Annotated in this window: 24 protein-coding genes; 14 read left to right on the forward strand and 10 right to left on the reverse strand. The window is 63.7% G+C overall.

Going from position 1 to position 25,859, the window contains the following annotated elements; genetic code table 11:
• Positions 1-12 precede the first annotated feature (12 nt).
• Complete coding sequence (gene rnt / locus AC1DYM_RS17050; RefSeq protein ID WP_046967157.1) at positions 13-672, reverse strand: ribonuclease T; 660 nt, start codon at positions 670-672, stop codon at positions 13-15.
• Positions 673-881: 209 nt separating this feature from the next.
• On the opposite strand from rnt, the gene AC1DYM_RS17055 reads away from it, so the two are divergent.
• The 4 genes from AC1DYM_RS17055 (at position 882) to AC1DYM_RS17070 (ending at position 5,272) form a co-directional block, all read left to right on the forward strand.
• A complete protein-coding gene (locus AC1DYM_RS17055; RefSeq protein WP_477340337.1) occupies positions 882-2,270 on the forward strand; it encodes a porin in 1,389 nt (462 codons plus the stop codon).
• Between the two features lie 292 nt (positions 2,271-2,562).
• Complete coding sequence (locus tag AC1DYM_RS17060; protein ID WP_477340339.1) at positions 2,563-2,919, forward strand: hypothetical protein; 357 nt, start codon at positions 2,563-2,565, stop codon at positions 2,917-2,919.
• Positions 2,920-3,047: 128 nt separating this feature from the next.
• Positions 3,048-3,737, forward strand: coding sequence for a carbonic anhydrase (locus AC1DYM_RS17065; RefSeq protein WP_046967160.1), 690 nt, complete (start codon positions 3,048-3,050; stop codon positions 3,735-3,737).
• A gap of 17 nt (positions 3,738-3,754) precedes the next feature.
• Positions 3,755-5,272, forward strand: a complete 1,518-nt coding sequence (locus AC1DYM_RS17070; RefSeq protein WP_477340342.1) for a SulP family inorganic anion transporter — start codon at positions 3,755-3,757, stop codon at positions 5,270-5,272.
• Positions 5,273-5,392: 120 nt separating this feature from the next.
• On the opposite strand, the gene nth is transcribed toward AC1DYM_RS17070, so the two are convergent.
• The 4 genes from nth to AC1DYM_RS17090 form a co-directional block, all read right to left on the reverse strand.
• On the reverse strand, positions 5,393-6,007 hold the full coding sequence (gene nth / locus AC1DYM_RS17075) for an endonuclease III (protein WP_477340475.1): 615 nt from the start codon (positions 6,005-6,007) through the stop codon (positions 5,393-5,395).
• 20 nt (positions 6,008-6,027) lie between these two features.
• On the reverse strand, positions 6,028-6,636 hold the full coding sequence (locus tag AC1DYM_RS17080) for an RnfABCDGE type electron transport complex subunit B (RefSeq protein ID WP_477340344.1): 609 nt from the start codon (positions 6,634-6,636) through the stop codon (positions 6,028-6,030).
• Between the two features lie 25 nt (positions 6,637-6,661).
• Complete coding sequence (gene metG, locus AC1DYM_RS17085) at positions 6,662-8,770, reverse strand: methionine--tRNA ligase (RefSeq protein WP_477340346.1); 2,109 nt, start codon at positions 8,768-8,770, stop codon at positions 6,662-6,664.
• Between the two features lie 152 nt (positions 8,771-8,922).
• Positions 8,923-9,369, reverse strand: a complete 447-nt coding sequence (locus AC1DYM_RS17090) for a DUF2147 domain-containing protein (RefSeq protein ID WP_477340347.1) — start codon at positions 9,367-9,369, stop codon at positions 8,923-8,925.
• Between the two features lie 163 nt (positions 9,370-9,532).
• Between AC1DYM_RS17090 and apbC the strand changes: the two genes are divergently transcribed.
• The 3 genes from apbC to AC1DYM_RS17105 all read left to right on the forward strand — a co-directional run bounded on the left by apbC (position 9,533) and on the right by AC1DYM_RS17105 (position 11,838).
• Positions 9,533-10,618: an iron-sulfur cluster carrier protein ApbC gene (gene apbC, locus AC1DYM_RS17095; protein WP_477340349.1), complete on the forward strand. Its 1,086-nt coding sequence runs from the start codon at positions 9,533-9,535 to the stop codon at positions 10,616-10,618.
• Between the two features lie 57 nt (positions 10,619-10,675).
• Complete coding sequence (gene dcd, locus AC1DYM_RS17100; RefSeq protein WP_046967166.1) at positions 10,676-11,242, forward strand: dCTP deaminase; 567 nt, start codon at positions 10,676-10,678, stop codon at positions 11,240-11,242.
• A gap of 86 nt (positions 11,243-11,328) precedes the next feature.
• Complete coding sequence (locus tag AC1DYM_RS17105; RefSeq protein ID WP_046967167.1) at positions 11,329-11,838, forward strand: hypothetical protein; 510 nt, start codon at positions 11,329-11,331, stop codon at positions 11,836-11,838.
• Positions 11,839-12,055: 217 nt separating this feature from the next.
• On the opposite strand, the gene AC1DYM_RS17110 is transcribed toward AC1DYM_RS17105, so the two are convergent.
• Positions 12,056-12,478, reverse strand: a complete 423-nt coding sequence (locus AC1DYM_RS17110; RefSeq protein WP_477340351.1) for an HIT domain-containing protein — start codon at positions 12,476-12,478, stop codon at positions 12,056-12,058.
• Positions 12,475-13,146, reverse strand: a complete 672-nt coding sequence (locus tag AC1DYM_RS17115) for a dienelactone hydrolase family protein (RefSeq protein ID WP_477340353.1) — start codon at positions 13,144-13,146, stop codon at positions 12,475-12,477. Before AC1DYM_RS17115 ends, AC1DYM_RS17110 begins: the two co-directional genes overlap by 4 nt.
• A 326-nt stretch (positions 13,147-13,472) precedes the next feature.
• On the opposite strand from AC1DYM_RS17115, the gene AC1DYM_RS17120 reads away from it, so the two are divergent.
• The 6 genes from AC1DYM_RS17120 (at position 13,473) to AC1DYM_RS17145 (ending at position 19,725) form a co-directional block, all read left to right on the forward strand.
• A complete protein-coding gene (locus AC1DYM_RS17120; RefSeq protein ID WP_477340355.1) occupies positions 13,473-15,017 on the forward strand; it encodes a serine hydrolase domain-containing protein in 1,545 nt (514 codons plus the stop codon).
• 108 nt (positions 15,018-15,125) lie between these two features.
• Complete coding sequence (locus AC1DYM_RS17125) at positions 15,126-15,590, forward strand: hypothetical protein (RefSeq protein ID WP_477340357.1); 465 nt, start codon at positions 15,126-15,128, stop codon at positions 15,588-15,590.
• 805 nt (positions 15,591-16,395) lie between these two features.
• A complete protein-coding gene (locus AC1DYM_RS17130; protein WP_477340359.1) occupies positions 16,396-16,866 on the forward strand; it encodes a hypothetical protein in 471 nt (156 codons plus the stop codon).
• A gap of 69 nt (positions 16,867-16,935) precedes the next feature.
• On the forward strand, positions 16,936-17,439 hold the full coding sequence (locus tag AC1DYM_RS17135) for a hypothetical protein (RefSeq protein WP_477340361.1): 504 nt from the start codon (positions 16,936-16,938) through the stop codon (positions 17,437-17,439).
• A gap of 169 nt (positions 17,440-17,608) precedes the next feature.
• Positions 17,609-18,925, forward strand: a complete 1,317-nt coding sequence (gene rimO / locus AC1DYM_RS17140; protein WP_477340363.1) for a 30S ribosomal protein S12 methylthiotransferase RimO — start codon at positions 17,609-17,611, stop codon at positions 18,923-18,925.
• A gap of 5 nt (positions 18,926-18,930) precedes the next feature.
• Positions 18,931-19,725 (forward strand): DUF3025 domain-containing protein, encoded by a 795-nt coding sequence (locus tag AC1DYM_RS17145; RefSeq protein ID WP_477340364.1) that lies wholly within the window; start codon positions 18,931-18,933, stop codon positions 19,723-19,725.
• On the opposite strand, the gene AC1DYM_RS17150 is transcribed toward AC1DYM_RS17145, so the two are convergent.
• Positions 19,722-20,357, reverse strand: coding sequence for a response regulator (locus AC1DYM_RS17150; protein WP_477340366.1), 636 nt, complete (start codon positions 20,355-20,357; stop codon positions 19,722-19,724). The two genes, AC1DYM_RS17145 and AC1DYM_RS17150, sit on opposite strands and share 4 nt — an antisense overlap.
• 83 nt (positions 20,358-20,440) lie before the next feature.
• Here AC1DYM_RS17150 and AC1DYM_RS17155 point away from each other — a divergent pair, with 83 nt between their 5' ends.
• Complete coding sequence (locus AC1DYM_RS17155) at positions 20,441-23,992, forward strand: ATP-binding protein (protein ID WP_477340368.1); 3,552 nt, start codon at positions 20,441-20,443, stop codon at positions 23,990-23,992.
• A gap of 106 nt (positions 23,993-24,098) precedes the next feature.
• Here the strand turns inward: AC1DYM_RS17155 and greB are convergent, their stop codons facing one another.
• Entirely contained in the window at positions 24,099-24,599 is a 501-nt protein-coding gene (gene greB, locus AC1DYM_RS17160; RefSeq protein WP_477340370.1) for a transcription elongation factor GreB, read from the reverse strand.
• Entirely contained in the window at positions 24,596-25,858 is a 1,263-nt protein-coding gene (locus AC1DYM_RS17165) for a hypothetical protein (protein WP_477340372.1), read from the reverse strand. The genes greB and AC1DYM_RS17165 overlap by 4 nt, the downstream gene beginning before the upstream one ends.
• Position 25,859 lies beyond the last annotated feature (1 nt).

The raw sequence follows: 25,859 nt of genomic DNA on the forward strand, positions 1-25,859 counted from the left end.
TTACGAAACGCCTCAAACCGCGATCGGGGTCGTCTGGTCGCGCTCGAAGAGCTCCAGCCGGCGCCAGCGGTTGACGATTTCGCAGAATAGTTCGGCCGTGCGTTCGGCGTCGTAGATGGCCGAATGGGCTTCGCGGGTGTCGAAGGCGAGCCCGGCGGCGAGCACGGCCTTGCTCAGCACGGTCTGCCCGTAGGCCAGGCCACCGAGCGTAGCGGTGTCGAAGCAGCTGAAGGGATGGAACGGATTGCGCTTGTGGCCGACCCGTCGCACCGCCGCATTAAGGAAGGCGAGGTCGAACGCGGCGTTATGCCCGACCAGGACGGCGCGCTGGCATTCGGCAACCTTCACCGCCTCACGCACGGCATTGAAAATGTGGTCCAGCGCCTGGCGCTCGGGCAGGGCGCCACGGAAAGGGTGATCCGGATCGATGCCGGTCACTTCCAGGGAGCGGGGGTCGATGTTGGCGCCCGGGAAGGGCTCCACGTTCGCTGCCACGGCCGGCTGGGGCACGAGGAGGCCCGAGGGCTCCATCTTGACCGCGACCACGGCGATTTCCAGGAGCGCGTCCCGTTCGGAGTCGAAACCGCCGGTTTCGACATCCACGATCACGGGAAGGAAGCCCCTGAACCGCCCGGCGATGGCTGTGGCGGTGCTGTTACTCGTCGTATCCATGCCGCAAAGGATATCAGCCCGGGGCCGACTGAGGCGCTCGCGTTAAGCGGATGTGCGCGTGTCGTCGTTCTGTAACAAAAAAGGCATGGAACGGTAAAGCCGGCGGCTCATCCTTCGCGCCGTTGGCCCCGCTTGAGCTTTTTCGGACAGAAAGATCTCAAGAGGGGGACAGGGGAAAACACTTAATCCATACCTAGCGGAGAAATCCCATGCGTTCCAAGTTGCTCACGGTGGCTATCGCTGCCGGTCTGGGCGTGACGAGCTTCTCGGCCCTCGCCGCGACTTCCAAGTCGCCGCCGCAGCCGACTCGTGTCACGATCGACGCCGCCACCCTTCAGCAGCTGCAGGCTCAGCTCGCCGCCCTGCAGGCCCAGGTCTCCGACCTCCAGGCCAAGCAGGAAGCCCAGGCTGACGCCCAGGTCGAAACCGCCAAGGCCGTCAACGACGTCCAGGTCGCCGCGACCAAGCCGACCGAAGACCTCTCGAAGAAGCTCGATGCGCTGAACAAGATCGTCGATAACACGAAGATCGGCGGCACGATGTTCTTCGACGCGACCAATCAGGACCACAAGGAAGCGACGGGCGTCAACAGCCCGATCAAGAAGGACGGCCACGGTTCGACCAACGGCACCGGTTTCGACGTCAAGCGCTTCTACCTGACGGTCGACCACAAGTTCAACGACACCTGGTCGGCTAACCTGACCACCGACTTCAGCTACCAGTCGTCGATCTCGTCGACCAGCCTGTTCGTCAAGAAGGCCTACGTGCAGGGCAAGTTCGATCCGCTCTTCACCGTCCGCTTCGGTGCGGCCGACATGCCCTGGATCCCGTTCGTCGAGAAGTGGTACGGCTACCGCTACGTCGAGAACACCATCACCGACCGTTCGTTCGAAGGTGGTCGTAGCGGTGGTACCGCTACCGCCGGCGGCGTTGGCGCGTTCGGCAACTCGTCCGATTGGGGTGTCCACGCTCTCGGCGCGACGACGGGCGACAACTCGGTCAACTACCAGGTGTCCGTGGTCAACGGTCGCGGCTACCGCAACCTGAGCCGCTCGAAGACCGTCGATACGGAAGCCCGCTTCGGCTACTCGCCGATCGAACAGATGGTCATCGCCGTTGGCGGTTACTCCGGCAAGCGCGGCAACGAGACCGAAGGTGGTGCTCCGACCCGTACGGCGACCCGCGGCGACGCCCTTGTTGCCTGGCGCGACTCGAACTTCGGCGCAGGTGTGGAATATTTCCACTCCCAGAACTGGGACGACATCCTGAAATACGCCGGCACCGGTCCGGGCGTGGGCGCTGCGGCGGGCACGACCAAGGACAAGGCCGACGGTTACTCGGCATGGGCCGACTGGCACTTCTACGACCAGTGGGCTGTCTTCGCTCGCTACGACAACCTGGACTACAAGTACAACAACCTTGTCCAGGTCGAAGAGAAGATCAAGGACAAGTACTACAACGCCGGCGTCTCGTACGACGTGCTGAAGAATCTGAAGCTGGCCCTCGTCTACAAGCACAACAAGCTGGACGGCCCGGTCGCAACCCCGTACCACTACAAGACGAACGAAGTGGGTTTCTGGGGCATGCTGACCTTCTAACGAGCATCGGAACGGAGTTCTCCTCAAGGACGAATAAACGGCGGGCGCAAGCCCGCCGTTTTCTTTTTGTCGGCGGCTGGTAAGTCCGGCTGCCATGCTGGATTGCGAAACGTCTCAGTCCTCGATTCGCATCTGGACGGCCAAATGCTGAACCGATATCACCAGGCCGCAGTCGGAAAAATGTGGCCAATCTGTTGGTGCCCAACGGATTGCGCGATGCGGTGGCGCGAAGTCTGAATTTGCTGCGCCGCCGCACTTGCGATTGTCACAATGCCTCGCGTAGTTTCGGCCCATGGCAACGTCCTCGACATTCTTCCTGCGCCGCTTCGCGACCACGTTCTTCGTGTTCATCGCGTTGTTCGTCGCATGCATGGGTGTCCAGGCCTTGCCGTATGACGGCGACACAGGCCACGAGCCGGTCGCTGAGCACACGGTGGCGMCAGTCACCGATGACGGTTCCCCGTCAACCGACGACGGCGATCTGCCCTCGATCGAAGACAATAGCGGTGGCCTCGACGACACCTTCGACGTGCCTACCGAGCACGCATTGACCGTGCCGCGCCTTGCGGTCGGTGGTCACGGGCACAGGGTGCCGGCCCCGCACGCGCACCATCCCAACCTCGACCTGCGCCCGCCCATCGCCGCCTGATCGAAGCCGGCGTTCGCGTCCGCGCGCGCCCTGTAGCACCCAGCCCTTTCCCCGCGTGCCGACCTCTGTCGGTCGCCAGCGAGCGTGCGCGCTCGCTCCCTAATCCTCGCCAAAGAGAGAGCATCGCCATGGAACGTCTCATCCAGGGTTTCGAAGAATTCCGTCGTGACATGACCTCGGAGCACCGCGAACTGTTCGCGCGCCTTGCTTCCGGCCAGACGCCGCACACCATGTTCATCACCTGCGCGGATTCGCGCATCATGCCGGAGCTGATGTTCAACGCGCAGCCGGGTGACCTGTTTGTCTACCGCAACGTCGGCAATATCGTTCCGCCTTACGCCCAGCACGTCAGCGGCGTTGTCGCCGCCATCGAGTACGCGGTCACCGCGCTCAACGTGCAGCACATCGTCATCTGCGGCCATTCCGATTGCGGTGCGATGAAGGCCTTGCAGAACCCGGCCGCGCTCAAGGGCAAGCCGTCCGTCGAGCAGTGGCTGAAGCATGCCGACGTGGCGCGTTATGTCGTCGAGAAGAACCGTCCGACCATCCACGGTGCGGAAGGCCTGCGTTATCTCACCGAAGAGAACGTCGTCGGCCAGTTGGAAAACATGCGTACCTTGCCGGCTGTCGCCGCTGCGATGGCTAACGGCAGCCTGCGCATCCACGGCTGGATCTACGACATCGCGAACACGGAGATCACCGCCTTCGACCCGCTCGAAGGACGCTTCCGTCCGCTGGATTCGAGGGATGCAAACGTGCCTGATGCCACCCCGCATGCACGCTTCTCGACCCCGCTGCCGATCGCGTCCGCCGCTTAAGAACCAGGAAGCTTTTCATGCGCGCTTATTTTTCCCAGGGCCTCTTTGGCCGCGACCTCCTAGGATCGGTGGTCGTCTTTCTTGTCGCTCTGCCGCTGTGCATGGGTATCGCCATCGCGTCGGGCATGCCGCCCAGCGCAGGGCTGATCTCCGGCATTGTCGGTGGTCTCATCGTTGGCGCCATCGCCGGCTCGCCGCTGCAGGTCAGCGGGCCGGCAGCGGGTCTTGCGGTCCTGGTGTTCGAACTGGTGCGCGAGCACGGCGTGGCTGCCCTCGGCCCCGTCGTGCTACTGGCCGGCCTTATCCAGCTAGTCGCCGGGCTGTGCCGGGTGGGCGTGTGGTTTCGCATGACATCGCCGGCTGTCGTGGCCGGCATGTTGTCCGGTATCGGCATTCTCATCGTCGCCTCGCAGTCGCACGTGCTGCTCGATGCCATCCCCAAGGCGCGTGGCCTGGAAAACTTCGCCGCACTCCCTGCGGCGGCATGGGAATCGGTGACGGGCGCCGCTGAAGGGCAGGCACCAGCGGCGCTGATGGTCGGTGTCGCAACGATCGCCATCATGTTGCTCTGGGAGAAACTGCGGCCTGCCAAGCTGCGCTTCGTGCCCGGCGCCTTGCTTGCCGTGGTGGCGATGACCGCGGCGGCGCAGTTCGGTGGCTTCGACGTCAAGCGTGTCGACGTGCCGGCCAACCTGTTCGCGGCGGTCAGCCTGCCGAGCATGGGTAGCCTGTTCGGTCTGTTCGATTCCTCGCTGCTGGTTGCAGCGGTGACCTTCGCCTTCATCGCCAGTGCGGAGACCCTGCTCTCGGCGGCCGCGGTGGATCGCATGCACAACGGCGTTCGCACCAACTACGACCGCGAACTGACTGCCCAGGGCGTCGGCAATATGATCTGTGGCTTCCTCGGCGCCTTGCCGATGACCGGCGTGATCGTGCGCAGCGCGGCCAATGTCCAGGCAGGCTCGGCGACGCGCATGGCGTCGGTGATGCACGGCGCGTGGTTGCTGGCCTTCGTCATGCTGCTTCCGTGGCTGATGCGTATGACACCGGTGTCGTGCCTTGCCGGCATCCTCGTCTTTACCGGTGTAAAGATGGTCAACCCGAAGCAGATCAAGGATCTGGCGGCCTACGGTAAGGGTACGGCGGCGGTGTACGTGGCGACCACGGTGGCCATCGTCGCCACCGATCTGCTCACCGGCGTGATCGTCGGCTTCGGCCTGTCACTGTTCCGCCTTGCCTTGCTGTCGTCGAAGATGCGCATGGACGTGGAACACCATGACGAGCCGGGCAACGCGACGCTGCACATGGAAGGCTCGGCCACGTTCCTGAAGGTGCCGAGCATGGCGCGTACACTTGCCACGGTACCGCCGAACACCCGCCTGAGCGTCGTGATGGATCGCCTGCACCACGTGGACCAGGCGTCGCTGGAGCTGTTGCGCGAGTGGGGCCAGAACGCTTCCAAGCGTGGCTGCGAACTCATCGTCGACTGGAAGGAGCTGGGGCGACGCGTGGAGGGATCCCGCCAGGCAGCGTAGTCCCTGCCGCTCTGGTAGGAGCCGATTCATCGGCGAACAGGCGTCACCACGTAGACAGGCCTGATCGCCGATGAATCGGCTCCTACCGAGCAGGTACCCGAACGTTCAACATAACCGGCTTCACGCCGGTTTTGTTTTCTGCTTGTACGCGCAAAGATCGATGATCGCGCAGTTCGGGCATTCGGGCTTGCGCGCCTTGCAGACATAACGCCCGTGCAGGATCAGCCAGTGGTGTGCGTCCTGGATGAACTCCTTCGGGATTACTTTCTCCAGCTTGTCTTCCACCTTGCGAACGTCGGCACCCGGCGCCAGGCCGGTGCGGTTGGCGACGCGGAAAATATGCGTGTCGACGGCGATGGTCGGCTGGCCGAAGGCGGTGTTGAGCACGACGTTGGCTGTCTTTCGTCCCACGCCCGGCAGCTCTTCGAGGGCTTCCCGGGTCGTCGGGACCTCGCCGTCGTAGCGGTCGACGAGGATCTGGCTCATGGCGATCAGGTTCTTCGCCTTGTTGTTATAGAGCCCGATCGTGCTGATATAGGTCTTAAGCTTGTCGAGGCCCAGGTCGAGGATGGTCTGCGCGGTGTTGGCGACAGGAAACAGCTTGCGCGTGGCCTTGTTTACGCCGACGTCGGTGGCCTGGGCTGAGAGCGCGACGGCCGACAGCAGTTCGAACGGCGTCGTGTACTCGAGTTCGGTTTTCGGATGCGGATTCAGTTCGCGGAGACGACGGAACATCTCGACGATATCGGCCTTCTTCACGGGCTGTCCTTTTTGCGTGCTTTGGCGCGTGCGAGCGCTTCGAGCACGGCGTTGCGTGCCGTCGGCGCCGCGACATCGCTCTTGCTCACGGCAAGTTGCTCTTCGCGACGGGCGAGATCGCGCGCCAGTCGCGCCTCGCGACGCACGAAGCGGATACGGGCGGCATCGGCATGGCCGCGGTCGTCAGACTGGGCCAGTGGCATGGGATCCAGCGCGATGCAGTCGACGGGACAGGCCGGAACGCAAAGCTCACAGCCTGTGCAGAGATCGCTGATCACCGCATGCATCAGCTTCGCCGCACCGACGATCGCGTCGACTGGGCAGGCCTGGATGCACTTGGTACAGCCGATGCAGTCCGCCTCGACCACGCGTGCCAGGGTGCGCGGCTTTTCCACGCCGCGTGACGTATCCAGCGGGATAACGGGGCGGTCGAGCAGGGCGGCGAGGCGGGTGATGCCAATGCTGCCACCTGGCGGGCAACGGTCGATGTCCGCCTCGCCGGCCGCCATGGCGTCGGCGTAGGGACGACAGCCATGGAAGCCACACTGCTCGCATTGGGTCTGCGGGAGCAGGGCGTCGATCCGGTCGGCGAGCGTTGGCGTCATGGCTGGCGCGTTGCCGAACGTCGGATCAGCGGACGGTGGCGCCCGGCGCCGCGCCCTGGTCGGCGTCGAGCAGGAACAGGTCTGCGCCGCCGTCACCCGCGGAAAGGATCATGCCCTCCGAGAGGCCGAAACGCATCTTGCGCGGTGCCAGGTTGGCGATGAAGACGACGTTGCGACCCACGAGCTTCTCCGGCTCGCCATAGGCAGCGCGAATGCCCGAGAAGATCTGGCGCTTGCCCAGCGAGCCGCCGTCGAGTTCGAAGCGCAGCAGCTTGTCGGAGCCTTCGACGAACTCGCAGGCCAGCACCTTGCCGATGCGCAGGTCGAGCTTGGCGAAGTCGTCGATCGAAATGGTGGCGGTCGTATCGGCGGCGGGAGCGGTGTCGGTCATGGGCGGAGAGGCTTCTTTGGACTTGAACGGTTTCTTGGTGGCCGGCGCGTTGGCCCTGGCCTGCTCGGCGGGCGTCAGCGATTCCTTCGATCCTTCGACCATGGCTTCGATCTTCTTCGGATCGAGGCGGCCGAACAGCGGCGAGAACGCGTTGACGGTGTGGCCATGCAGCTCGCGACGTGCGTCGGCGAAGTCGCTGACGGGCGCGCCGAGGAAGGCTTCGGCCGCGGCAACGGTCGTCGGCAGGATCGGCTTGAGCATGCCGGACAGCAGGCGGAAGGCATTGATCGCGAACGAGCAGACCTGCTGCAGTTCGTCGCGGCGTGCCTCGTCCTTGGCGATGACCCAGGGTGCCTTGGCGGCGATGTAGCCGTTGACGGCATCGGACATGGCGACGAAGCGACGCGAGACTTCGGCGAAGTCATCCGCCTCGTAGACCGCTTCGATGCCGTCGTACTGGGCGAGCAAGTCGCGCCAGATGGCCTGGGCCTCGTCGTCGAAACGATCGGCCAGTTTGCCGGCGAAATAGGTGTGCAGGAATCCTGCGGTGCGGCTGGCGATGTTCGCCCACTTGCCGACGAGGTGCGAGTTGACGCGCTCCTCGAAGGACTTCAGGTCGAGGTCGACATCGACCGGCGTGGCACTGAGCATTGTGGCGAAGTAGTAACGCAGCGCTTCCGGGTCCAGGCCCGACGCAAGGTACGTACGCGCCTGGATGAAGGTGCCGCGCGACTTCGACATCTTCGCGCCGTTGACGGTCAGGTAGCCATTGACGTGCAGCGCCGTCGGCACGCGCATCTGCGCACCATGCAACATCGCCGGCCAGAACAGGCCGTGGAAGKTGATGATGTCCTTGCCGATGAAGTGGTGCATCTCGGCGGTGCTGTCGGTACCGAGGAAGTCGTCGAAGCGCAGGTCGGTGCGCGCGCACAGCGCCTTGAACGAGGCAAGGTAGCCCACCGGCGCGTCGAGCCACACGTAGAAGAACTTGCCGGGCGCATCCGGAATCGGGAAGCCGAAGTAGGGCGCGTCACGGGAGATGTCCCAGTCGCGCAGGCCGCCATCGAGCCACTCGGCGAGCTTGGCCGAAACACTGCTGTGAGCCACGGCCTTGCCGCCGGTCAGCTTGCCGGCGAACCAGTCGCGCAGCAGCTGCTCGAACTTGCCCAGTTCGAAGAAGTAGTGCTCGGAGTCGCGCAGGATCGGCGTCGCGCCCGACATCACCGAATACGGATTGATCAGGTCGGTCGGCGCATAGGTCGCGCCGCAGTTCTCGCAGTTGTCGCCGTACTGGTCGGGCGTGCCACAGTTCGGACAGGTGCCCTTGATGTAGCGGTCCGGCAGGAACATGTCGCGCTCGGGATCGTACAGCTGCTGGATATCGCGACGGGCAATGTAGCCAGCGTCGCGCAGGCGCGTGTAGATCGAGGTCGCGAGTTCGCGATTCTCGGGCGAGTGCGTCGTGTGGTACTGGTCATAGCTGAAGTGGAAGTCGGTGAAGTCCGCTTCGTGACCCGCGCGGATGGCCGCGATGTAGTCCTCGGGGCTCTTACCGACCTTCTCGGCGGCCAGCATGATCGGCGTGCCGTGGGCATCTTCGCCGGCGACATACCAGACCTCGTTACCCTGCATTCGCTGCGCGCGCGCCCAGATGTCGGCCTGGATATAGCCGAGCATGTGGCCCAGATGCAGCGGGCCATTAGCGTAGGGGAGGGCGTTCGTTACGAGTATGCGGCGGGCCATGATTCGCGCGGTCGGCTGATGGACCGGGGATTATGGCACGGGCAGGTGCCTGCCTTTGTAGGAGCCGATTTATCGGCGATTGGCCTTCCGGCGTCTCCGCTCCGTTGGCTTTTCGCCGATGAATCGGCTCCTACACGAAGCACGCGTAGCTGTTACTCGGCCCGGACCCACTCCTGGCTGCGGCCGAGCAGCGAGAAGCCGATGTAGCCGTGGACGTCGAGCTTGTTGCCGCCGTCGACCAGCTTGAGCGTGACTTTGTAGATCTTGCCCTTGGCCGGATCGAGGATCTGGCCGCCCGACCACTCGCCGTCGTCCTTCTTCAGGCCCCACATGATGGTCATGCCTTCGATGGGCTTGTTCTTGCGCTCGCCATCGCATTCGGAGCAGACCGGGTGCGGGCCATGGTCGGACTTGAGCACCTGGAGCACCTTGCCCTCGAGCAGGCCGCCGTTCTCGGTGATCTCCACGATGGACTTCACTTCGTGGGTCTTGTCGTCGATGGTCTTCCACTTGCCGACCGGTGTATCGGTGGCGGCCAGGGCGGGGAGGGCGCTCGCGGCGAAGGCGAGGGCAAAGGTGGTGCGGATCAGCGGCTTCATGTCTAGCGGAACTCCCCATACGGTCAGGTATGGCCGGAGCCTGACGAGGAGCATCGCGGTCGTCAAGCTGCATCGCGCCAGACGGCGGCGTGGAGGGAGCGCCCGGCGGGGGCGGGCAGGCACTGGCATAATGGGCGATCTTCGATTTTGCCCAAATCTCCCCATGACCCAGCCCACCGAAACCCTCGTACGCGGTCTGCTCGATCGCGTGATCGACCCTCATTCCGGGCAGGCGCTCGGCGCATCCATCCGCGCTGTCGGCGTGGACGGCAGCCGGGTGTCGGTCGATATTCAGCTCGGCTACCCGGCCGTGGGCTACGTCGAGCAGGCGGCCGCCGAGGCGAAAACCGCCCTGGAGGCGGATCCGGCCATCGATGCGGCGGCCGTCTCCGTGACCTGGCGCGTCCATGCCCACAAGGTCCAGGGCCAGCTCGCGCCGCTGCCGGGCGTCAAGAACATCATTGCCGTGGCTTCGGGCAAGGGTGGCGTGGGCAAGTCCACCGTCTCGGTGAACCTGGCCCTGGCCCTGGTTGCCGAGGGCGCCACGGTCGGCATCCTCGACGCCGATATCTATGGTCCCAGCCAGCCGCGCATGCTGGGCCTTAGCGGCAAGCCGAGCTCGCCGGATGGCAAGAGCATCGTCCCGATGCGCGCCCACGGCCTGCAGGCCATGTCGATCGGCGTGCTGATCGAGGAAGACACGCCGATGATCTGGCGCGGTCCCATGGTCACCCAGGCGCTGATGCAGCTGCTGACCGACACGCGCTGGGAGGAGCTCGACTACCTCATCATCGATCTGCCGCCCGGCACGGGCGACATCCAGCTGACCCTGTCGCAGAAGGTGCCCGTCTCCGGTGCCGTGATCGTCACCACGCCGCAGGACATCGCCCTGCTCGATGCCCGCAAGGCATTGGGCATGTTCCGCAAGGTCGAGGTGCCGGTGCTGGGCGTGGTCGAGAACATGGCCACGCATATCTGCTCGAACTGCGGCCACGAAGAGCACATCTTCGGTCAGGGCGGCGGCGCACGCATGGCCGCCGAAGCCGGCATCGCCTATCTGGGCGACCTGCCGCTGGATATCCGCATCCGTCAGCAGGCGGACGATGGCAAGCCGACCGTGGTGGCCATCCCCGATTCCGACCTGACGGCCCGCTACCGCGCCATTGCGCGCTCGACGGCCGCCCGGTTGTCGCTGCAAGCCCGTAACAAGGCCATTTCCTTTCCCAAGATCGTCATCCAGAACACGTAAGTGGCGTGTTCGACGGCGTTCCTATACCTTTCCGGCTCCAGCGAGGGAGATCATTAAGTGAGCATCAAGTCCGACAAGTGGATTCGCCGCATGGCTGCGGAGCACGGCATGATCGAGCCGTTCGCGCCTGGCCAGGTCAAGGAGCGCGACGGCCACCGTCTGGTGTCCTACGGCACCTCGAGCTACGGCTACGACGTCCGCTGCGCCGACGAGTTCAAGGTGTTCACGAACATCAACTCGACCATCGTCGACCCGAAGGCGTTCGACGAGCGCAGCTTTGTCGACGTGAAGTCCGATGTCTGCATCATCCCGCCGAATTCCTTCGCCCTGGCCCGTACGGTTGAGTACTTCCGTATCCCGCGCCAGGTGCTGACGATCTGCCTGGGCAAGAGCACGTATGCCCGCTGCGGCATCATCGTCAACGTGACGCCGCTCGAGCCGGAGTGGGAGGGTCATGTGACGCTGGAGTTCTCGAACACCACGCCGTTGCCGGCAAAGATCTACGCCAACGAGGGTGTCGCCCAGATGCTTTTCCTCGAGTCCGACGAGGAATGCGAAGTTTCTTACGCCGACCGCGGCGGCAAGTACCAGGGACAGCGCGGCGTCACCCTGCCGACCACCTGAACAACGCTTCACGTCGCAGACGCGCCCGACACGGGCGCGAGCTAAACTCGCCCTTTCCACGCCTGACTGATTCCACGGAGACACGCATGATCCGAGTTCCCACCCTGATGGCTCGCGCCGCCGCGGCGATTCTTCTCGCCAGCATGCTCGTGCTTGCCGGCTGCCACAGTGGCGTCTCGAAGACCGACCACATCGCCACGACGCAGGGTCAGTTCGACTACACCATCAAGGCGTACAAGAGCGGCCAGTTCGTCGTCGACGGCGCCGTGCTCTCGGCCGCCGACACCGGCAGCCACTTCGCCTACCTGAAGGACCAGGGCAAGCTGCCGAAGACCGTCCTCGTGCTGCCCAGCGACGACTCGAAGATCCGCGACAACCATCTCGGTTTCATGGCTCGCATGGCGCTGGATTACGGCTTTGCCGTGTACTACGACAAGAAAGGCGAACTGGTTCGCCTGAACGCCGTCGAGGCCGATGCACGTCAGCTGGAAGACACCCCGCAGAAGGGCACGCTGCCCGACCGCATGCAGGGTAAGGAAGCCTCCAGCAGCCCGTACGACACGCAGAACGGCGCCGGCGGCCAGCCTCAGCGCTAAGCGCCTGACTGCACGACAACGAGCCCTGCTTGCGACCGCGCTCCGCGGCTCGTAGCAGGGCTCGCTTCTTTGTGCAGGCCCCGATTTATTTGCAGGCCCCGATTTATCTGTGGGAACCGATTTGTCGGTAGGAGCCGATTTATCGGCGATAGGCCTCGCAGCGTCGCCGCTCCGTCGGTTTTTCGCCGATAAATCGGCTCCTACAGGTACGGCAACCTCAAGGGGTGCTTAGGCCCAGCTCTTGCCGCAGGGCCTCGGCGACGCGCTCCGCGTCGCCCCCGGCATAAGCCTCCGCCTTACCGAACCCCCACACCGGCCCCGGCCACGCGGCATCRCCTTCACGGCGGGCCACGACGTGCACGTGCAGCTGGCGCACGATATTGCCCAGCGCGCCGATATTGAGCTTGTCGCACGGCCCGAGTGCCCGAAGTGCCCGCCCGGCTGCATCGACCTCTCGCCAGAGCATGGCCCGCTCGTCGTCAGCTAAGTCGGACACCTCGACCAACCCAGCCCGGCGCGGCACCAGTACGAGCCACGCATAGCGGCTATCGCGCATGAGCAGCACGCGACTCAAGGGCAAGTCGCCGACGACGAGGGTGTCGCCGACGAGCCGGGCATCGAGTTCGAACGCGGCGCTCACGCCAGTTCGCGGGCGAAGAACGACAGCGTGCGCTCCCAGGCCAGTTTGGCGCTGGGTTCGTCGTAGCTGGCGCGTACGTCGCAGTTGAAGCCGTGGTCGGCCGGATACACCCAGGTATCCATCTCGGGCTTCAGTTCGCGATGCTTCTCCACCATTTCCGGCGGGATCGAATGGTCGCGTTCGCCGAAATGGAAGATGACATTGGCCTTGGCCGGCTCGGTCAGGAAGGGCAGGTTGCGCGAGCCGTAGTAGCTGGAGGAGGGCAGGCCGAGCCGCAGGGCGGCCAGCGCGGCCACGGTGCCGCCCCAGCAGTAACCGACCGTACCCACCTTGACCTTGTACTGGTCGGCGATGAGCGCCGCCGCGATGCCCACGTCCTGGAGGGGACGGAGCAGACCCAGCTCGCCGATATATTTCACGCCCTTCTGCATGCCGTCCTGGTCGTAGCCCAGTTCCACGCCCTTCTGTACCGGGTCGAACAGGGCGGGGGCGATGGCCACATAACCCTCGGCGGCGAAGCGGTCGGCCACGCTGCGGATGTGAGCATTGACCCCGAAGATCTCCTGGATCACGACGACACCGCCCTTGGGCTTGCCCTCGGGCTCGGCCAGGTAGGCGTCCATGCTCTCGTGGGGGCGGGAGGTATCGAGGATTAGCGTGCGGCCCATGGGGTGGGTCTCCGTCGGCAGTGAGAAAGGGATCCCAAGCGTAACCGGCTTTCCCATCCCCGGTACCCATGGCAATGTTCCAGGCCGCTCCTAAAGTCGGTTTCGTCAGCCTCGGCCGACCCTGGGCTACGGTATCTGTACGGCGCCGCCTGCCACACGCATTTCCAGAAGCGATTCGAAGTCGGCATCGCCTTTGCCAGGCAGAGGGCGATGAGCGAAGCTGCACACCTGTCATGTCCGATTTCGACCCAAGGCGGCATGGCGCAGAGGGTAGCCACCTGTCGGCGCGCCGCGCCGGCGTTCATGGATGACTGGAGAATTGCCACATGTCGATCACGTTTGTGCAGCGTCAGACACCTCGCTTCTTCGGGAAACTGGCGGTGCTTACGCTCGTTGTTTTTTCGATTCCGATCGTTTCGGCCGCTGAGTTAGCTACCGATAGTGCTTCCTGGGAAAACAACCTTCGCCCCGCGATCGTCGAGGCCGGCCGGCCCGTTCCGCACTGGTCGCTTCACGACCGGATGGCGTACTACCACATCCCCGGCGTTGCCGTCGCCGTGCTGCGCAATGGCAAGGTTTGGCAGGCGAAGGGGTACGGAATCCGGGAGGCTGGCACGAATGACAAAGTCGATGGCAATACGCTGTTTTCGGCTGGCTCGATCAGTAAGGTAGCAACGGCCGTCATGATCCTGCGCATGGTGCAGGCAGGGAAGCTGGACCTTGACCGCAACATCGATACCTACCTGACGAACTGGCATGTCCCGGTTACCAAGGACACGCTCCATCCCGACGTCACCCTGCGCATGCTGATGTCGCATACCTCCGGGTTCAACGTGGGCGGCTTCCCCGATTTCCTGCCTCAGGAGCAAGTGCCGACCTTGCTGCAAACGCTGGATGGTCTGCCGCCTGCCAAGCACCATGCCGTTCGACTTATCCACCCACCCGGCTCGCGCTACGCCTATTCCGGCGGGGGCATCGAGGTGGAGCAACAGTTGCTCGAAGACGTGACTCATACTGATTTTGCTACGGCAGCCCGCACCTGGCTGCTCGATCCGCTGCACATGCAGCGAAGCACGTTTGAGAGTCCGCTGTCTGCCTCACACGGCAACATCGCCAAGGCCCACGATGAACAAGGCCGGCTCATCGCGTTGCCGCGCGGGTGGCAGACGTTTCCCGAGCAGGCCGCTTCGGGACTTTGGACGAGCGCGAACGAGCTCGGTGCCATGGTTGCCACGCTGATCGAGAGCTATCAGGGGCATAACGGCTTCCTGTCGCGCACCCTTGCCACACAAATGATGAGTCCCGTCTCGCCCAGTCCCCAGGGACTTGGCCCGGAACTGCTGGGATCGGGTAACGGACGGGTGTTCTTCCACAGCGGCTCCAACGACAATTACCGCGCCTGGATGGAGGGCTATCTCGAGACGGGCGACGGATTCGTGATCCTGACCAATAGCCCGAACGGTGCCCGTTTGCGCCTGGAAATCAGGCATGCGTTGTCCGACATGATCGGTCAGGGAGTCGATCCCGTGTTGCATGCGGTCGCACTCGACCCCGCCGACGCCTCCTATGCGGACTACCAGGGTACGTATCGCATGGATGACAGCGTTCCTATGGATGTGCGCGGCCGGCTCGCCGATGATTTTGATACCAGTTCGTTGCAAATCACGATGTCCCACGGCAAGGCATCGATGCGAGTGCCGGGCGACGCTGACGTGCACCAGCTAGAGGCCCTGTCGCCTACACGCTTCGTCGATCCGGAATCCGAGTCCGTGCCTCTTATGCAGCTTGAGTTTCATCGCGACGCACTTGGAAAGGTCCGGGCCGTTAGCGTGGAAAGCGGCGATTATCGTGCCTACTATCGGCGCCAGTAGGATGAGCGAAGCTACGCACCTAATGACCGCTTTCGGCGCGAAGCGGACATTTCCGAATCCGGGGTTTCTGAACCAATGAGGCGGTGAAAAGTGAGCTTTGACCTATTCATGCAACGCTTCAAGTCCGGAGATTCCGCGGACGTGAGCCGAGTAAACGTTCTCGCTGCACTGCGGCGCCATAGCCTGGTCGCTGCTGACGGGTTCGGGTTCTACCTGGTTGATTTCCCGGATGGTTCTAGCGTTGAGTTCTCCGCCAAGGGGCTTGAAGGTGAAGGAATCTTCGCTGGGTGTGCGTTTCATGTCCGTGGCTTCTCGCAGAGCATTATCGAGTTCGTATTCGATGTTGCGAAGAGCGGAGACATGGTCGTATTGAACCCGCAGGGCAGCGGAGATGTCACCAACCCGGTCACAATCCTTACCGACGCGTCGCAGGCCGGAAACCTGCCTGCGGAATTGTTGCCAAACCCTGTCCTATGCACATCCAGCGAGCATCTGAGCGAGCTGTTCCGGGGCGGTTATGAGCACTGGCGGGCCTATCGCGATCAAGTAGTTGACGTGAATCCAGACCGGTAATGTCTTGGAGTGCCGATCTACAACACCAGCCTGGGCACGCGGCCCGTCGATAATTGCGTAAGACTTCGTCCAACATGCCCAGCTTCATAGTTTGTCTAGTGGCTGACAGTTTGTTCGAAGAATCGCTGGCGCTTTACAGTCGTGTGCCCGGAGCATCTAGGTGTCAATGGAGTTCAGGAGAGCGTGTTCTGGGTTACTGGTCTCGGTTTTTCTGCGGCCTGCCCGTGCGCGGGTTACAGTCTATGGTTTCGTTAGCCAGGGCACCTTTGCCCAAGCGAACTTCGGCGAGATTTGTGGAAAATCTAGAAAATTCAAGGGATAGTGCCGGCACGTCGCCCGAAATCGGGTTTGTTTCGTTAGGTTGCCCCTACGCTGCGGCATCTATACAGCGCCGCCTGCCACACGCATTTTTAGAAGCGAGTCGAAGTCGGCGTCACCCTTTGCTACGCAGAGGGCGATGAGCGAAGCTGCGCACCTTAAATGTCTGCTTTCGACCCACAGCGGACACAACTGATGGTCACGACGGACGCAGGGGGGGGGGAGGATGGAAACTCAGCTGGACGTTCGGTGCACCGATTGCCTAATCGGTTACCACGCGCCCTTTGAAAGGTTCGAACGATTGGCCGTGATCGAACAGGGTCCGACCTTCCTAATGCGTTGCACCTTGTGCGGTTCGCTGTGGAATGAAACGCTTCACGACGCTAGATTGCTTGCGGCATCGGAGGCGGCATCCATCTATTCGACTTCTAGTGTTAACTAGGTTCGCCTTCGATCCGTATCAGCCCTAAGCAAGGAGGCATTGCGCGTGCGTTCGATTCTCGAAAGCCCGGTCGATCCCGAGCGACTCAATCTGTTAAGTCGCCTAGTGGAGCGAGTCTACGCACTTCACGAAACCGCACACAGTTACGAGAATGAGCTCGTAGAACTGGGTGCGCTAGCTGGCTCCGCCGTGACGCCATTTCAGATTGATTGTGCCTTTGGCTCGGCGAGCCCGCGAAGCTTTGCACACGACTTGCTAGTGCGCTCAGTCGTTATTCCCAGTGACATTGGTCGCGCGGAGATGCTGGAGATGCTGCAACATCTTCTCCAGCCGAAGCGCAGCGAGCTACGACATGGATATTGGCTCGCCTGCCTCGCGCGGAGTACTGGTGACCAGAGGATCTCTGATCTCGTCTACTGGCCGGGCGAATATTTTAAAGACGGCGACAATAGTAGGGATATGAGCGCTGAAGCGATCCTGCGTGTCGCTGAAGCTAGTGGGCGTTCTGAAAACTGATTAGAAATGTCCGCTTTCGACCGATAGCGGAAAAGTTGCCGATCAAATAGCCGATCCTTAGGAGGGCACGTGAAAGAGTTTCTAGTCCTTCCGGAGAGTAAGCCCAACGAAGACGCCTTTGATCGCTATCCCGTCTGGTCTGAGCACTACGATTGGGACGAAATTGAAGACATCGAACGGTGGGGCCTGGATCGCGAGTACGTGCTCGACCTATTTTCGAAGAATTCTCCTGGGAATGAGCATTACGTCTACACAATGCTTGAATCGAATCCGTTCCCGCCGCGCATGCGCATATTCGTCCGCGCCAAGGTCCGGACCTCCGATGGGCGGCGATTGAAGGGGTATGTGATGAACGATGACGGATATGTTCTGACCGTATTCCATGGGGGAAAAACCTTCCCCTTCAGTCGACACGACCTGCTGTGGAGCAATAACGAGAGCCATAAGCATCAGTTGATGAATTCGCTTGGCACATCTAGTGACATCTTTCCGTTGAGCTACGAGACCGAGTTCAATGATGCTGGCGGGAATCTTATCGCCGATACGTTTGTGTGCAGTGCCCCTGGCACCTAGTGCCGAGCGCCAAGGTTGACGTTCGGCGGCAACAGGCGTTTTGTCTCGATCGTCTCAGTAGCTGCTGCGACTGAGGCCCGGATGATCGGACCCGGCGTCACTGGCCGCCCGGCTCTGTGACCACCAACCAGCTATAATGCCCGGTTTCCCACCCCCGGTACCCACGGCAATGTCCCAGGCCGCTCCCAAAGTCGGTTTCGTCAGCCTCGGCTGCCCGAAAGCGCTCGTCGACTCCGAACGTATCCTCACCCAGCTCAAGGTCGAGGGCTACGAGATCGTCCCGAGCTACGGCGAGGCCGATGCCGTGGTGGTTAACACCTGCGGCTTCATCGATTCCGCCGTGCAGGAATCGCTCGACGCGATCGGCGAAGCGCTGCATGAGAACGGCAAGGTGATCGTCACCGGCTGCCTCGGTAAGCGTTCGGAACTGATCCGCGAAAGCTATCCGGACGTGCTCTCGATCAGCGGGCCGCAGGACTACGCCAGCGTGATGAGTGCGGTGCATCAGGCTATCCCGCCGACGCGCAACAAGTTCCTCGACCTGGTGCCCGACATCGGCGTGAAGCTGACGCCGAAGCACTACGCCTACCTGAAGATTTCCGAAGGCTGCAATCACCGTTGCAGCTTCTGCATCATCCCGTCGATGCGCGGTGACCTCGTCAGCCGTCCGGTCGACCAGGTGCTGATGGAAGCGGAGAAGCTGGCCAAGGGTGGCGTGAAGGAACTCCTGGTGATCTCGCAGGACACCAGCGCCTACGGCGTGGATGTCCGTTACGCCGAGCGCGAATGGCGCGGCAAGTCGTATCGCACGCGCATGACCGAACTGTGCGAAGGTCTCTCGGAACTCGGCATCTGGACGCGACTGCACTACGTCTACCCGTATCCGCACGTCGACGAGATCATGCCGCTGATGGCCGACGGCAAGATTCTTCCGTACCTCGATATTCCCTTCCAGCACGCCAGCCCGCGCATCCTCAAGCTGATGAAGCGCCCGGGTAATGTCGACAAGACGCTGGAGCGCATCCAGAACTGGCGCCGTCAGGTGCCGGATCTGACCATCCGCAGYACCTTCATCGYCGGTTTTCCCGGCGAGACGGATGCCGAATTCCAGGAGCTGCTCGGTTTCCTTCGCGAAGCCGAACTCGATCGTGTCGGTGCGTTCGCCTATTCGCCGGTCGACGGTGCGAAGGCTAACGATCTCCCCGGCCAGATCGACGAAGAGCTGAAGGAAGACCGCCTCGAGCAGTTCATGGCGGTGCAGGCGGAGATTTCGGCCGCCAAGCTGCAGCGCAAGGTCGGCAGCACGATCAAGGTGCTGATCGACGAAATCGATGCCGATGGCGCGTGGGGCCGTTCCAGTGCCGATGCGCCGGAAATCGACGGTGCCGTGCGCATCGACGATGGCCAGATGCTCAAGCCGGGTCAGTTCGTCGACGTGCTGGTGGAAGAAGCCGACGCGCACGACCTTTACGGTCGTCTGGCCTAAGTTCCATGCGGTACGTGGCGCCCACGCGTGAGACGCTCGAGCGGAGCGTTCTCGCGTCGCCGCCTCTGTCCTATTGGGACGAGTTCAGCGCGTTGATCGACGGGTCGGACTGGCCCGCGATCGACGCCCTGAATGCCTTGCTGCCCGATAGCTCGGACGTCCGTTTCGTCACGCAGGATCCCGCGCTCCTCGCCGATGGCCTGCACTACGAGGAGCGGATTGCGCGCCATGGCGTCATCGCCACTCGCAGTGAAAACTGGCACGACTTGTTCAATGCCTTCGTCTGGCTCCGCCACGACGCACTCAAGCGCGCGCTGAATGCGCGGCAGATGGCCGAGATCGCCGTGATGGGGCCACGACAGCGCTCGCGCGCGCAGTGCGCGCTGACCCACTTCGACGAAGCGGGGATGGTCGTGACCCTGAAGGACCCCGCCATGCTCGCGGCCTGGGATGCGCACGACTGGCACACGCTGTTCTGGACCCATCGGGACGCGTGGCGCGACGGGCAGGCGCACGTCGAGATTTTCGGCCATGCGCTACTCGAGCACGCGCTCGTGCCCGAGAAGCTGCTGGTCGGCAAGGCCCTGGTGGTGATGGGGGGAGGGGATGCGAGCGCCGTGTGTGCGCGTGCGATCGCCGATGCGTCCGTGCTGAACGACCCCCAGGAACTGCGCCCCCTGCCGGTATCGGGCGTGCCGGGATGGCACGCCGGAACCGCCGAGGCGTCGTTTTACACGACGGCGCCTTGCTTCCAGCCACTGCGCGCAGGCAGGACCTACCCGGCGCCGCTCACGGCCTAGATCAGGCCGTGGTCGCGTACGTGCTCACCGAGCAGGCTGTCGTGATCCACGCCGAGCTTGCGCATCGCATCGCGCTTCTGCCGGCTGATGGTCTTCACCGATTTGCCTTCCTGATCGGCGATCTGCTGCAGCGACATGCCGTTGACGAACATGCGGATCACTTCGATCTCGCGTGGCGAGAGCGGGGTGCCGGGCATCGCCACCGAGGTGTCGTCGGCCTCGTTGAGGATGTCGAGCAGGGTTTCGCTGAGATAGGTTTCCCCGTCATGGACGGCACGCGCGGCGGTGGCCAGCTCATCCATCGGAGCGCGCTTGTCGATGATGCCGCGGGCACCGCGGCTGAGCATGGACTGCAGCGCCGCCGGTCGGTTGATCATCGTCAGGACGACGAGGGCGACGTGTGGATATGTCCGGGTGATCGTCTCGAGCAGGAGGAATCCGTCGTCCTGCCGATCGCTCGGCATGAGAAAATCCGTAATGACAACGTCGCAATCTTTCTCTGCGAGCAGGGTCAACAGCTCGTCCGCTGCCTTGGCTGCACCGACGACTTCGATGTGCGCATTCTCCAGCGCAAGCCGTCCGCCCACCAGAACCAGGGGGTGATCGTCTGCCAGAATGACCTTGAGTGGCATGCCTTGTGTTCTCCTGTTGGCGTGTCAACGCGGCGTATAGAGCCGATTATGCCTTTGAAGTTCCCCCTGACGAAGCCTGCGACGTGATTCGACGAATCCTCCTGTTAATACTGGTTGTGCTCTCAGGCCCGGTCTCGGCCCTGCCCGACACGCCGCTGCCGCGCGAAGACCGTGAGTGGCTACGCCACCACCCGGTGCTCACCGTGGGGGCCTATCGCGAGGGCTACCCGCCGTTCGACGAGCTGCGTGAGGGGGAGCTCGAGGGGCTGGGGCCGGACTACCTGCGCGAGATCGCGGGCGAACTCGGGGTGACTCTGCAGACCCGCACCTACGCCACCTGGCCGGAATTGCTCAAGGCGCTCGCTCGCGGCGATATCGACGTCGCGACGTCGGTCACGCCGCTCGAGAAGGGCATGCCCGGCATCCGCGTGGGCGCCACCTACTTCGAATCGCTACCCGCCCTGGTCGAGCGTATCGATGTGCCGATCATTCACCGCCCGGGCGAGCTGAGGGGCAAACGCCTCGCGGTTCACGCGGGCTATTTCGACGTCGGCGCGCTGCGTCGCGAGCTTCCTGAGACGACGCTGGTGGAGACCGGGTCGACCGCCGAGGCGCTCGCCCTGGTCCGCTCCGGCGACGTTGCCGCCTACATCGATAATCCCTATTCGGCTCGCGAGTTCGTGGCTCGACTGGGTCTGGAGAGCGAATTGCGCGTGGGCGGCCCCCTCGCGCTGCCGATCAGCGCGCTGGCGTTCGCGGTGCCAGCCGATCGCGCACCCCTGGGGGATGCCATCGACCACGCCCTGGGCGAGCTCACCGCGGCCGACCATGGGCGCCTGCGCGCGCGATGGGTAGGTCGCGATATCGCGCCGCGACCGCGTCAGGACGGCATCCCGCTCAGCGAACGCGAAAAAACCTGGCTGGCCGCGCTGCCGCCACTGCGCCTCGGTGTCGATCCCAGCTATGCGCCTTTCAGCCTGATCACGGGGCAAGGTGAGGCGGAAGGTCTCTCCCTCGACTACGTACGCGAGATCGCCGCGGAGCTCGGTATTCGGATCACCCAGGTGCCCAGCGAGAACTGGGCGGGTACGGTGGACCGGGTCAAGAAGGGCGAGGTGGACCTCGTCGCCGCGATCAATCCGCAGAGCGCGACCTTTCCTGTTCTCGAAGCGAGCGTGCCCTACCTCGACTTCCCGATCATGATCGTCACCCGCGAAGGCGCGCCGACCATTGCCGGTCGTGACGATCTCACCGGCAAGCGCGTCATCGCGAACATGACGCGCGAACCGATCCGGCGCCTGCTTGGACGCATTCCGAGCGTGCAGGCGATCCCGGTGGATACCGAAGCCGAAGGCCTGCGCCGGTTGGCAGCGGGCGAGGGCGACGCGTTCGTAGGCAATCTGGCCTCCGTCGACTACCTGATTCGCGAGAGCTTCCTCGGTCAGCTGAAGGTTGCCGCCCCGACGGGGGATTCGGAAGCGATCGCGATCGGCGTTCGCCGCGAACTGGCGCCCCTCCTGCCCCTGGTCAACCGCGTGCTGGTGAACCTCTCCACGCATCGGCAGCAGGAGATCCGCAACACCTGGTTCGCCTCGCATTACGTAGTCGGCCCGACGTGGCGCGAGGTGGCCGGTCGCGTACTGCCCTTCGTCGCGGTGCTGCTTTTCTCGCTGATTGCGATCAGCTACGCCTACCTCAACCTGCGCCGCGAAACACGCCGCCGCGAACGCACGGAACGTCGACTCGCCGAAGTCACGGCCCACGTGCCGGCCGTCGTCTATGAAGCCGTGCGTGGAACCGACGGCATCTATGCGATGACCTACGTCGGTGGCGATCCCCAGCGCGTGCTCGGCATGGAACCGGCTGAAGTGCTCGGCGGCGGCGAAGCGATGCTCGCGCCCGTGCCGCCGGAGGATCGCGAAGCCCTCCGCGCCGCTTTCGAGCGCTCGGCACGCGAACTGAATCCGCTGCATATCACCGTTCGCGCCCAGATCGGCGGTCGCGTGCGTTACCTCAGTTCGGATGCCGTGCCCTTGGCCGCCGCCGACGGCACCGTACGTTGGAATGGCTACTGGGTGGATGTGACCGCGCAGGAGCAGGCGGCCCGTGGCCTGGCACGTGCCCGCGATGAGGCGGAAGCCGCGACGCGTGCAAAGAGCGATTTCCTCGCCACGATCAGTCATGAAATCCGCACGCCGATGAACGGCGTGATCGGTTTGCTCGACGTGCTGGAGCGCACGCGACTGGATGCGGAGCAGCGCACGATGGTTTCCACGATCGAGCATTCGGCGGAGGCCTTGCTGCACATCCTCGACGACGTGCTCGATTTTTCGAAGATCGAAGCGGGGCACCTGACTTTCGATCCCCAGCCATCCGATCCGCGCAGCATCGTCGAGGGCGCCGTGGCTATCCTCGCTTCGCAGGCGGAAGCGAAGGGGTTGGCCATGCATACGCGCTTCGACGAGGCCCTCGCGCCGTGCGTCCTGGTCGACGATGGGCGGCTGCGCCAGGTGTTACTCAACGTCATCGGCAATGCCATCAAGTTCACCGCGACGGGTGAGATTGACGTGGCGGTGTGCGTCGATGAAACGCTGGCCTCGCGTCAGCGGTTGCGTTTCGTCATTGCCGATACCGGCATTGGCATCCACGCCGCCAAGCTTCGCCATGTGTTTGCGCCGTTCAGCCAGGCGGAGTCCTCGACCACGCGACGCTTCGGCGGTACCGGTCTCGGTCTCAGTATTTCGCGGCGATTGATCGAGCGCATGGGTGGCCACATTGCTATCGACAGCGAGCCGGGGCAGGGCACGACGGTGACCGTGACGCTGGACCTTCCGGTGGCGGAGATGCCGGAAGCGCCGGTCGACATGAGGGCGGATGCACCCTTGCCAGTGCGCCCTTTGCGACCCGACGCGCGCATCCTGCTGGCGGAGGATCATCCGGTGAACCAGGCGCTGGTGCGCGTGCAGTTGGGCTTGCGCGGTTACGAGTGCGACGTGGTCGAAGACGGCGTGGCGGCGATGGAGGCGCTTGAAGCGCAGCCTTACGATCTCCTTCTCGTCGACTGCCATATGCCGCGCATGGATGGTTATGCGGTGGCGCGGGAAGTGCGTCGTCTCGAGAGCGGTACGGGAAGGCATCTTGCCATCGTCGCGATGACGGCGGATGCGCGGGCGGACCAGCGCGAGCTTTGCCTGGCCGCTGGCATGGACGATCTGCTGCGCAAGCCGATCCGGCTCGAAGCGTTCCATGCGATGGTCGCGCACTGGTTGGAAGACGGTGCCGTGAACGAGCCCACGATCGACATGGYGCGACTGCGTCGTGCGTTCGGGTCGGACGACAATGTCACCAGCGTGATTCGCGCCGGCGTGGAGGCGACGCGGGAGGCCCTGGGCCGTCTTGCGCCGGTGATCGAACGCGCCGATCGTGAGGAGGTCGCCGGGTGGATTCATCACGTACTCGGCGGCGTGAACGTCTTCGGCGCATCGCCCGTGGCGGAGGACGGTGAGCGCATGGAGCTGGCGCTGCGTGAGGGGGGCGATGTCGACAGCGCGGCTGTCGAGGCGTTTGCGCGCGACGTGACGCGGTTTACCGAGGGTCTGGAGAGGGTCGCTAGCCGACTGACTGTGACTTCATGACCGCCGCCTTGGTATGCGCCGATTTATCGGCGAATGGGTGCTGCGGCGTCCTTGCCCGCTGCCGCGGGATCGCCGATGAATCGGCTCCTACCGGGGTGAGGGGGCGTCAGCTGTATTCGACTGACAAAACTGCGAAGCGCGTCCGCCCGCCCGGCAGGTCGGCCTCGAATTCATCATCGACGCGCTTTTTCAGGACCGCCCGTGCCATGGGCGAATCGATGCTGATCCATCCCTTGCGTGCATCCGTCTCGTCCGGGCCGACGATGCGGTAACGCACGGTTTCGCCCGTTTCGACGTTCTCGATTTCCATCGTGGCGCCGAAGAAGACGGCGTCGCGCTGGGATACCACGGCCTCGACCACCTGCAGCACGGGAATGCGCTTGCTCAGGTAGCGCGCGCGACGGTCGATCTCACCGAGCTGCTTCTTGCGATAGGTGTATTCCGCGTTTTCGGAGCGGTCGCCCTCCGCCGCCGCGGCGGCCAGCGCCTTGACGACCTCGGGCCGCACGGTGTGCCAGAGATGATCGAGCTCACTCTTCAGGCGTTCGAAGCCATCGCGTGTGATGATCGCGGTCGATGACGGTGCGGGTGGACGCCACCGACTCATGACGACACCTTGCGTGTCGTTGCCAGCGTGTCGAGCGAGGCTTCGATGTCCCCGCACAGTGGATGACCCGGATAGGCGGCCAGGAGTCGTCGCCCGAGCGCTACCGCTTCGGCTGGCTCTCGCTGGCGCTCGTGCATGCGCAGCGCGAGCAGGCCGTAGTGCGGCGCGCCCATGTCGCTGGGCCAGGTACGCAGGTAGCCGAGCGCGAGGTGGAGGGCGAGACGGGTCATGCCGCCATGCGCCGCGGTGTCGGCGAGTGGCCCGCAGGTGATCGTGGCGTCCGGAAGGAACGCCGGATCGACGTCGAGGCAGTCTTGCACGACGCCGAGCGCACGACGTTCTTCCTTGGCCTGGACCAGTGCGGCAATCCAGATCTGGCCATGAACGAGCAGCTCGGGAAGGCGGTTCTGCACCCGCAGCAGTTCGCGATAGCGTGTGTGCATGGCGCCCGGTGCGAGGCCTTCGCGAAGGCGTTCCGTGAGGATGTCTGTGGCACCCGGAATGTCGTCGCGGGCGATCAGGTTCGCATGGCCGAGCAGCGCGACGTCGTCGTCCGGATTCATGGCTTCGGCGATGACCTGCGATTCGGGATGGTAGCCCAGCGTCTCGTGGCGATGGTGGATGAGTGCGCCCATCAGGTGGAAGTTGTAAATGGTCAGGTAGTTGGCGACCAGGTAGAACGCCGCCGTCCCGAAGAACGTCGGCCCGTGGTCTTTCATGGCGTACTGGGCGCCGGCCTGTAGCAGGCTCGATATCATGACGATGGCGAACAGCAACAGGTAGTCCCCGCCGAGCCGACCGACGACGGCGATCCAGGTCATCGGATTGAGTGCCGCCCCCACGCCGTCGAAGGTCAGTGACATCGTCATGATCGGCAGCACGAACGCGAACAGCAGTGATACCAACAGTCCGGGCACGCCTAGAAATATCGGCGCGAGTACCGCGACCGCGTTGCCCGCGAGCTGGATCAGGATCAGTGCGAGGCTCGTGCGGTCCTCCGTATTGACCGCGATTTCCGGCGGGTCGGCGAAGCCGTCCGCGGAATGGCGCAGGCATTCGATCGCATAGGTATAGAGGGCAATCCAGCCAAGGAACACGGCGAGCACGCGAAGGCCGGCCATCGGGATGAGCGACAGCAGATCGAACGCGGCAACGGCGAGAATCGTCAGCGGCGCGGCACCGCGCAGCGGATAACGCACACCGATGAGGATGCGTTGCGCAAACGGCGTGCTGGCATCGGCGAGCGCGTGTCGCGGCATG

The organism is Luteibacter sp. P1_D3 (assembly GCF_056406135.1).

Bases quoted from the DNA above. Each gene is read 5' to 3' on its own strand.
- AC1DYM_RS17125 (WP_477340357.1), top strand. From the start codon at position 15,126: ATGCAACGCTTCAAGTCCGGAGATTCCGCGGACGTGAGCCGAGTAAAC.
- AC1DYM_RS17055 (WP_477340337.1), top strand. From the start codon at position 882: ATGCGTTCCAAGTTGCTCACGGTGGCTATCGCTGCCGGTCTGGGCGTG.
- AC1DYM_RS17150 (WP_477340366.1), bottom strand. From the start codon at position 20,357: ATGCCACTCAAGGTCATTCTGGCAGACGATCACCCCCTGGTTCTGGTG.
- AC1DYM_RS17115 (WP_477340353.1), bottom strand. From the start codon at position 13,146: ATGGGCCGCACGCTAATCCTCGATACCTCCCGCCCCCACGAGAGCATG.
- AC1DYM_RS17120 (WP_477340355.1), top strand. From the start codon at position 13,473: ATGTCGATCACGTTTGTGCAGCGTCAGACACCTCGCTTCTTCGGGAAA.
- AC1DYM_RS17080 (WP_477340344.1), bottom strand. From the start codon at position 6,636: ATGACGCCAACGCTCGCCGACCGGATCGACGCCCTGCTCCCGCAGACC.
- AC1DYM_RS17145 (WP_477340364.1), top strand. From the start codon at position 18,931: ATGCGGTACGTGGCGCCCACGCGTGAGACGCTCGAGCGGAGCGTTCTC.
- apbC (WP_477340349.1), top strand. From the start codon at position 9,533: ATGACCCAGCCCACCGAAACCCTCGTACGCGGTCTGCTCGATCGCGTG.
- greB (WP_477340370.1), bottom strand. From the start codon at position 24,599: ATGAGTCGGTGGCGTCCACCCGCACCGTCATCGACCGCGATCATCACA.
- AC1DYM_RS17105 (WP_046967167.1), top strand. From the start codon at position 11,329: ATGATCCGAGTTCCCACCCTGATGGCTCGCGCCGCCGCGGCGATTCTT.
- AC1DYM_RS17070 (WP_477340342.1), top strand. From the start codon at position 3,755: ATGCGCGCTTATTTTTCCCAGGGCCTCTTTGGCCGCGACCTCCTAGGA.
- AC1DYM_RS17065 (WP_046967160.1), top strand. From the start codon at position 3,048: ATGGAACGTCTCATCCAGGGTTTCGAAGAATTCCGTCGTGACATGACC.
- AC1DYM_RS17165 (WP_477340372.1), bottom strand. From the start codon at position 25,858: ATGCCGCGACACGCGCTCGCCGATGCCAGCACGCCGTTTGCGCAACGC.
- AC1DYM_RS17090 (WP_477340347.1), bottom strand. From the start codon at position 9,369: ATGAAGCCGCTGATCCGCACCACCTTTGCCCTCGCCTTCGCCGCGAGC.
- nth (WP_477340475.1), bottom strand. From the start codon at position 6,007: ATGTTCCGTCGTCTCCGCGAACTGAATCCGCATCCGAAAACCGAACTC.
- rnt (WP_046967157.1), bottom strand. From the start codon at position 672: ATGGATACGACGAGTAACAGCACCGCCACAGCCATCGCCGGGCGGTTC.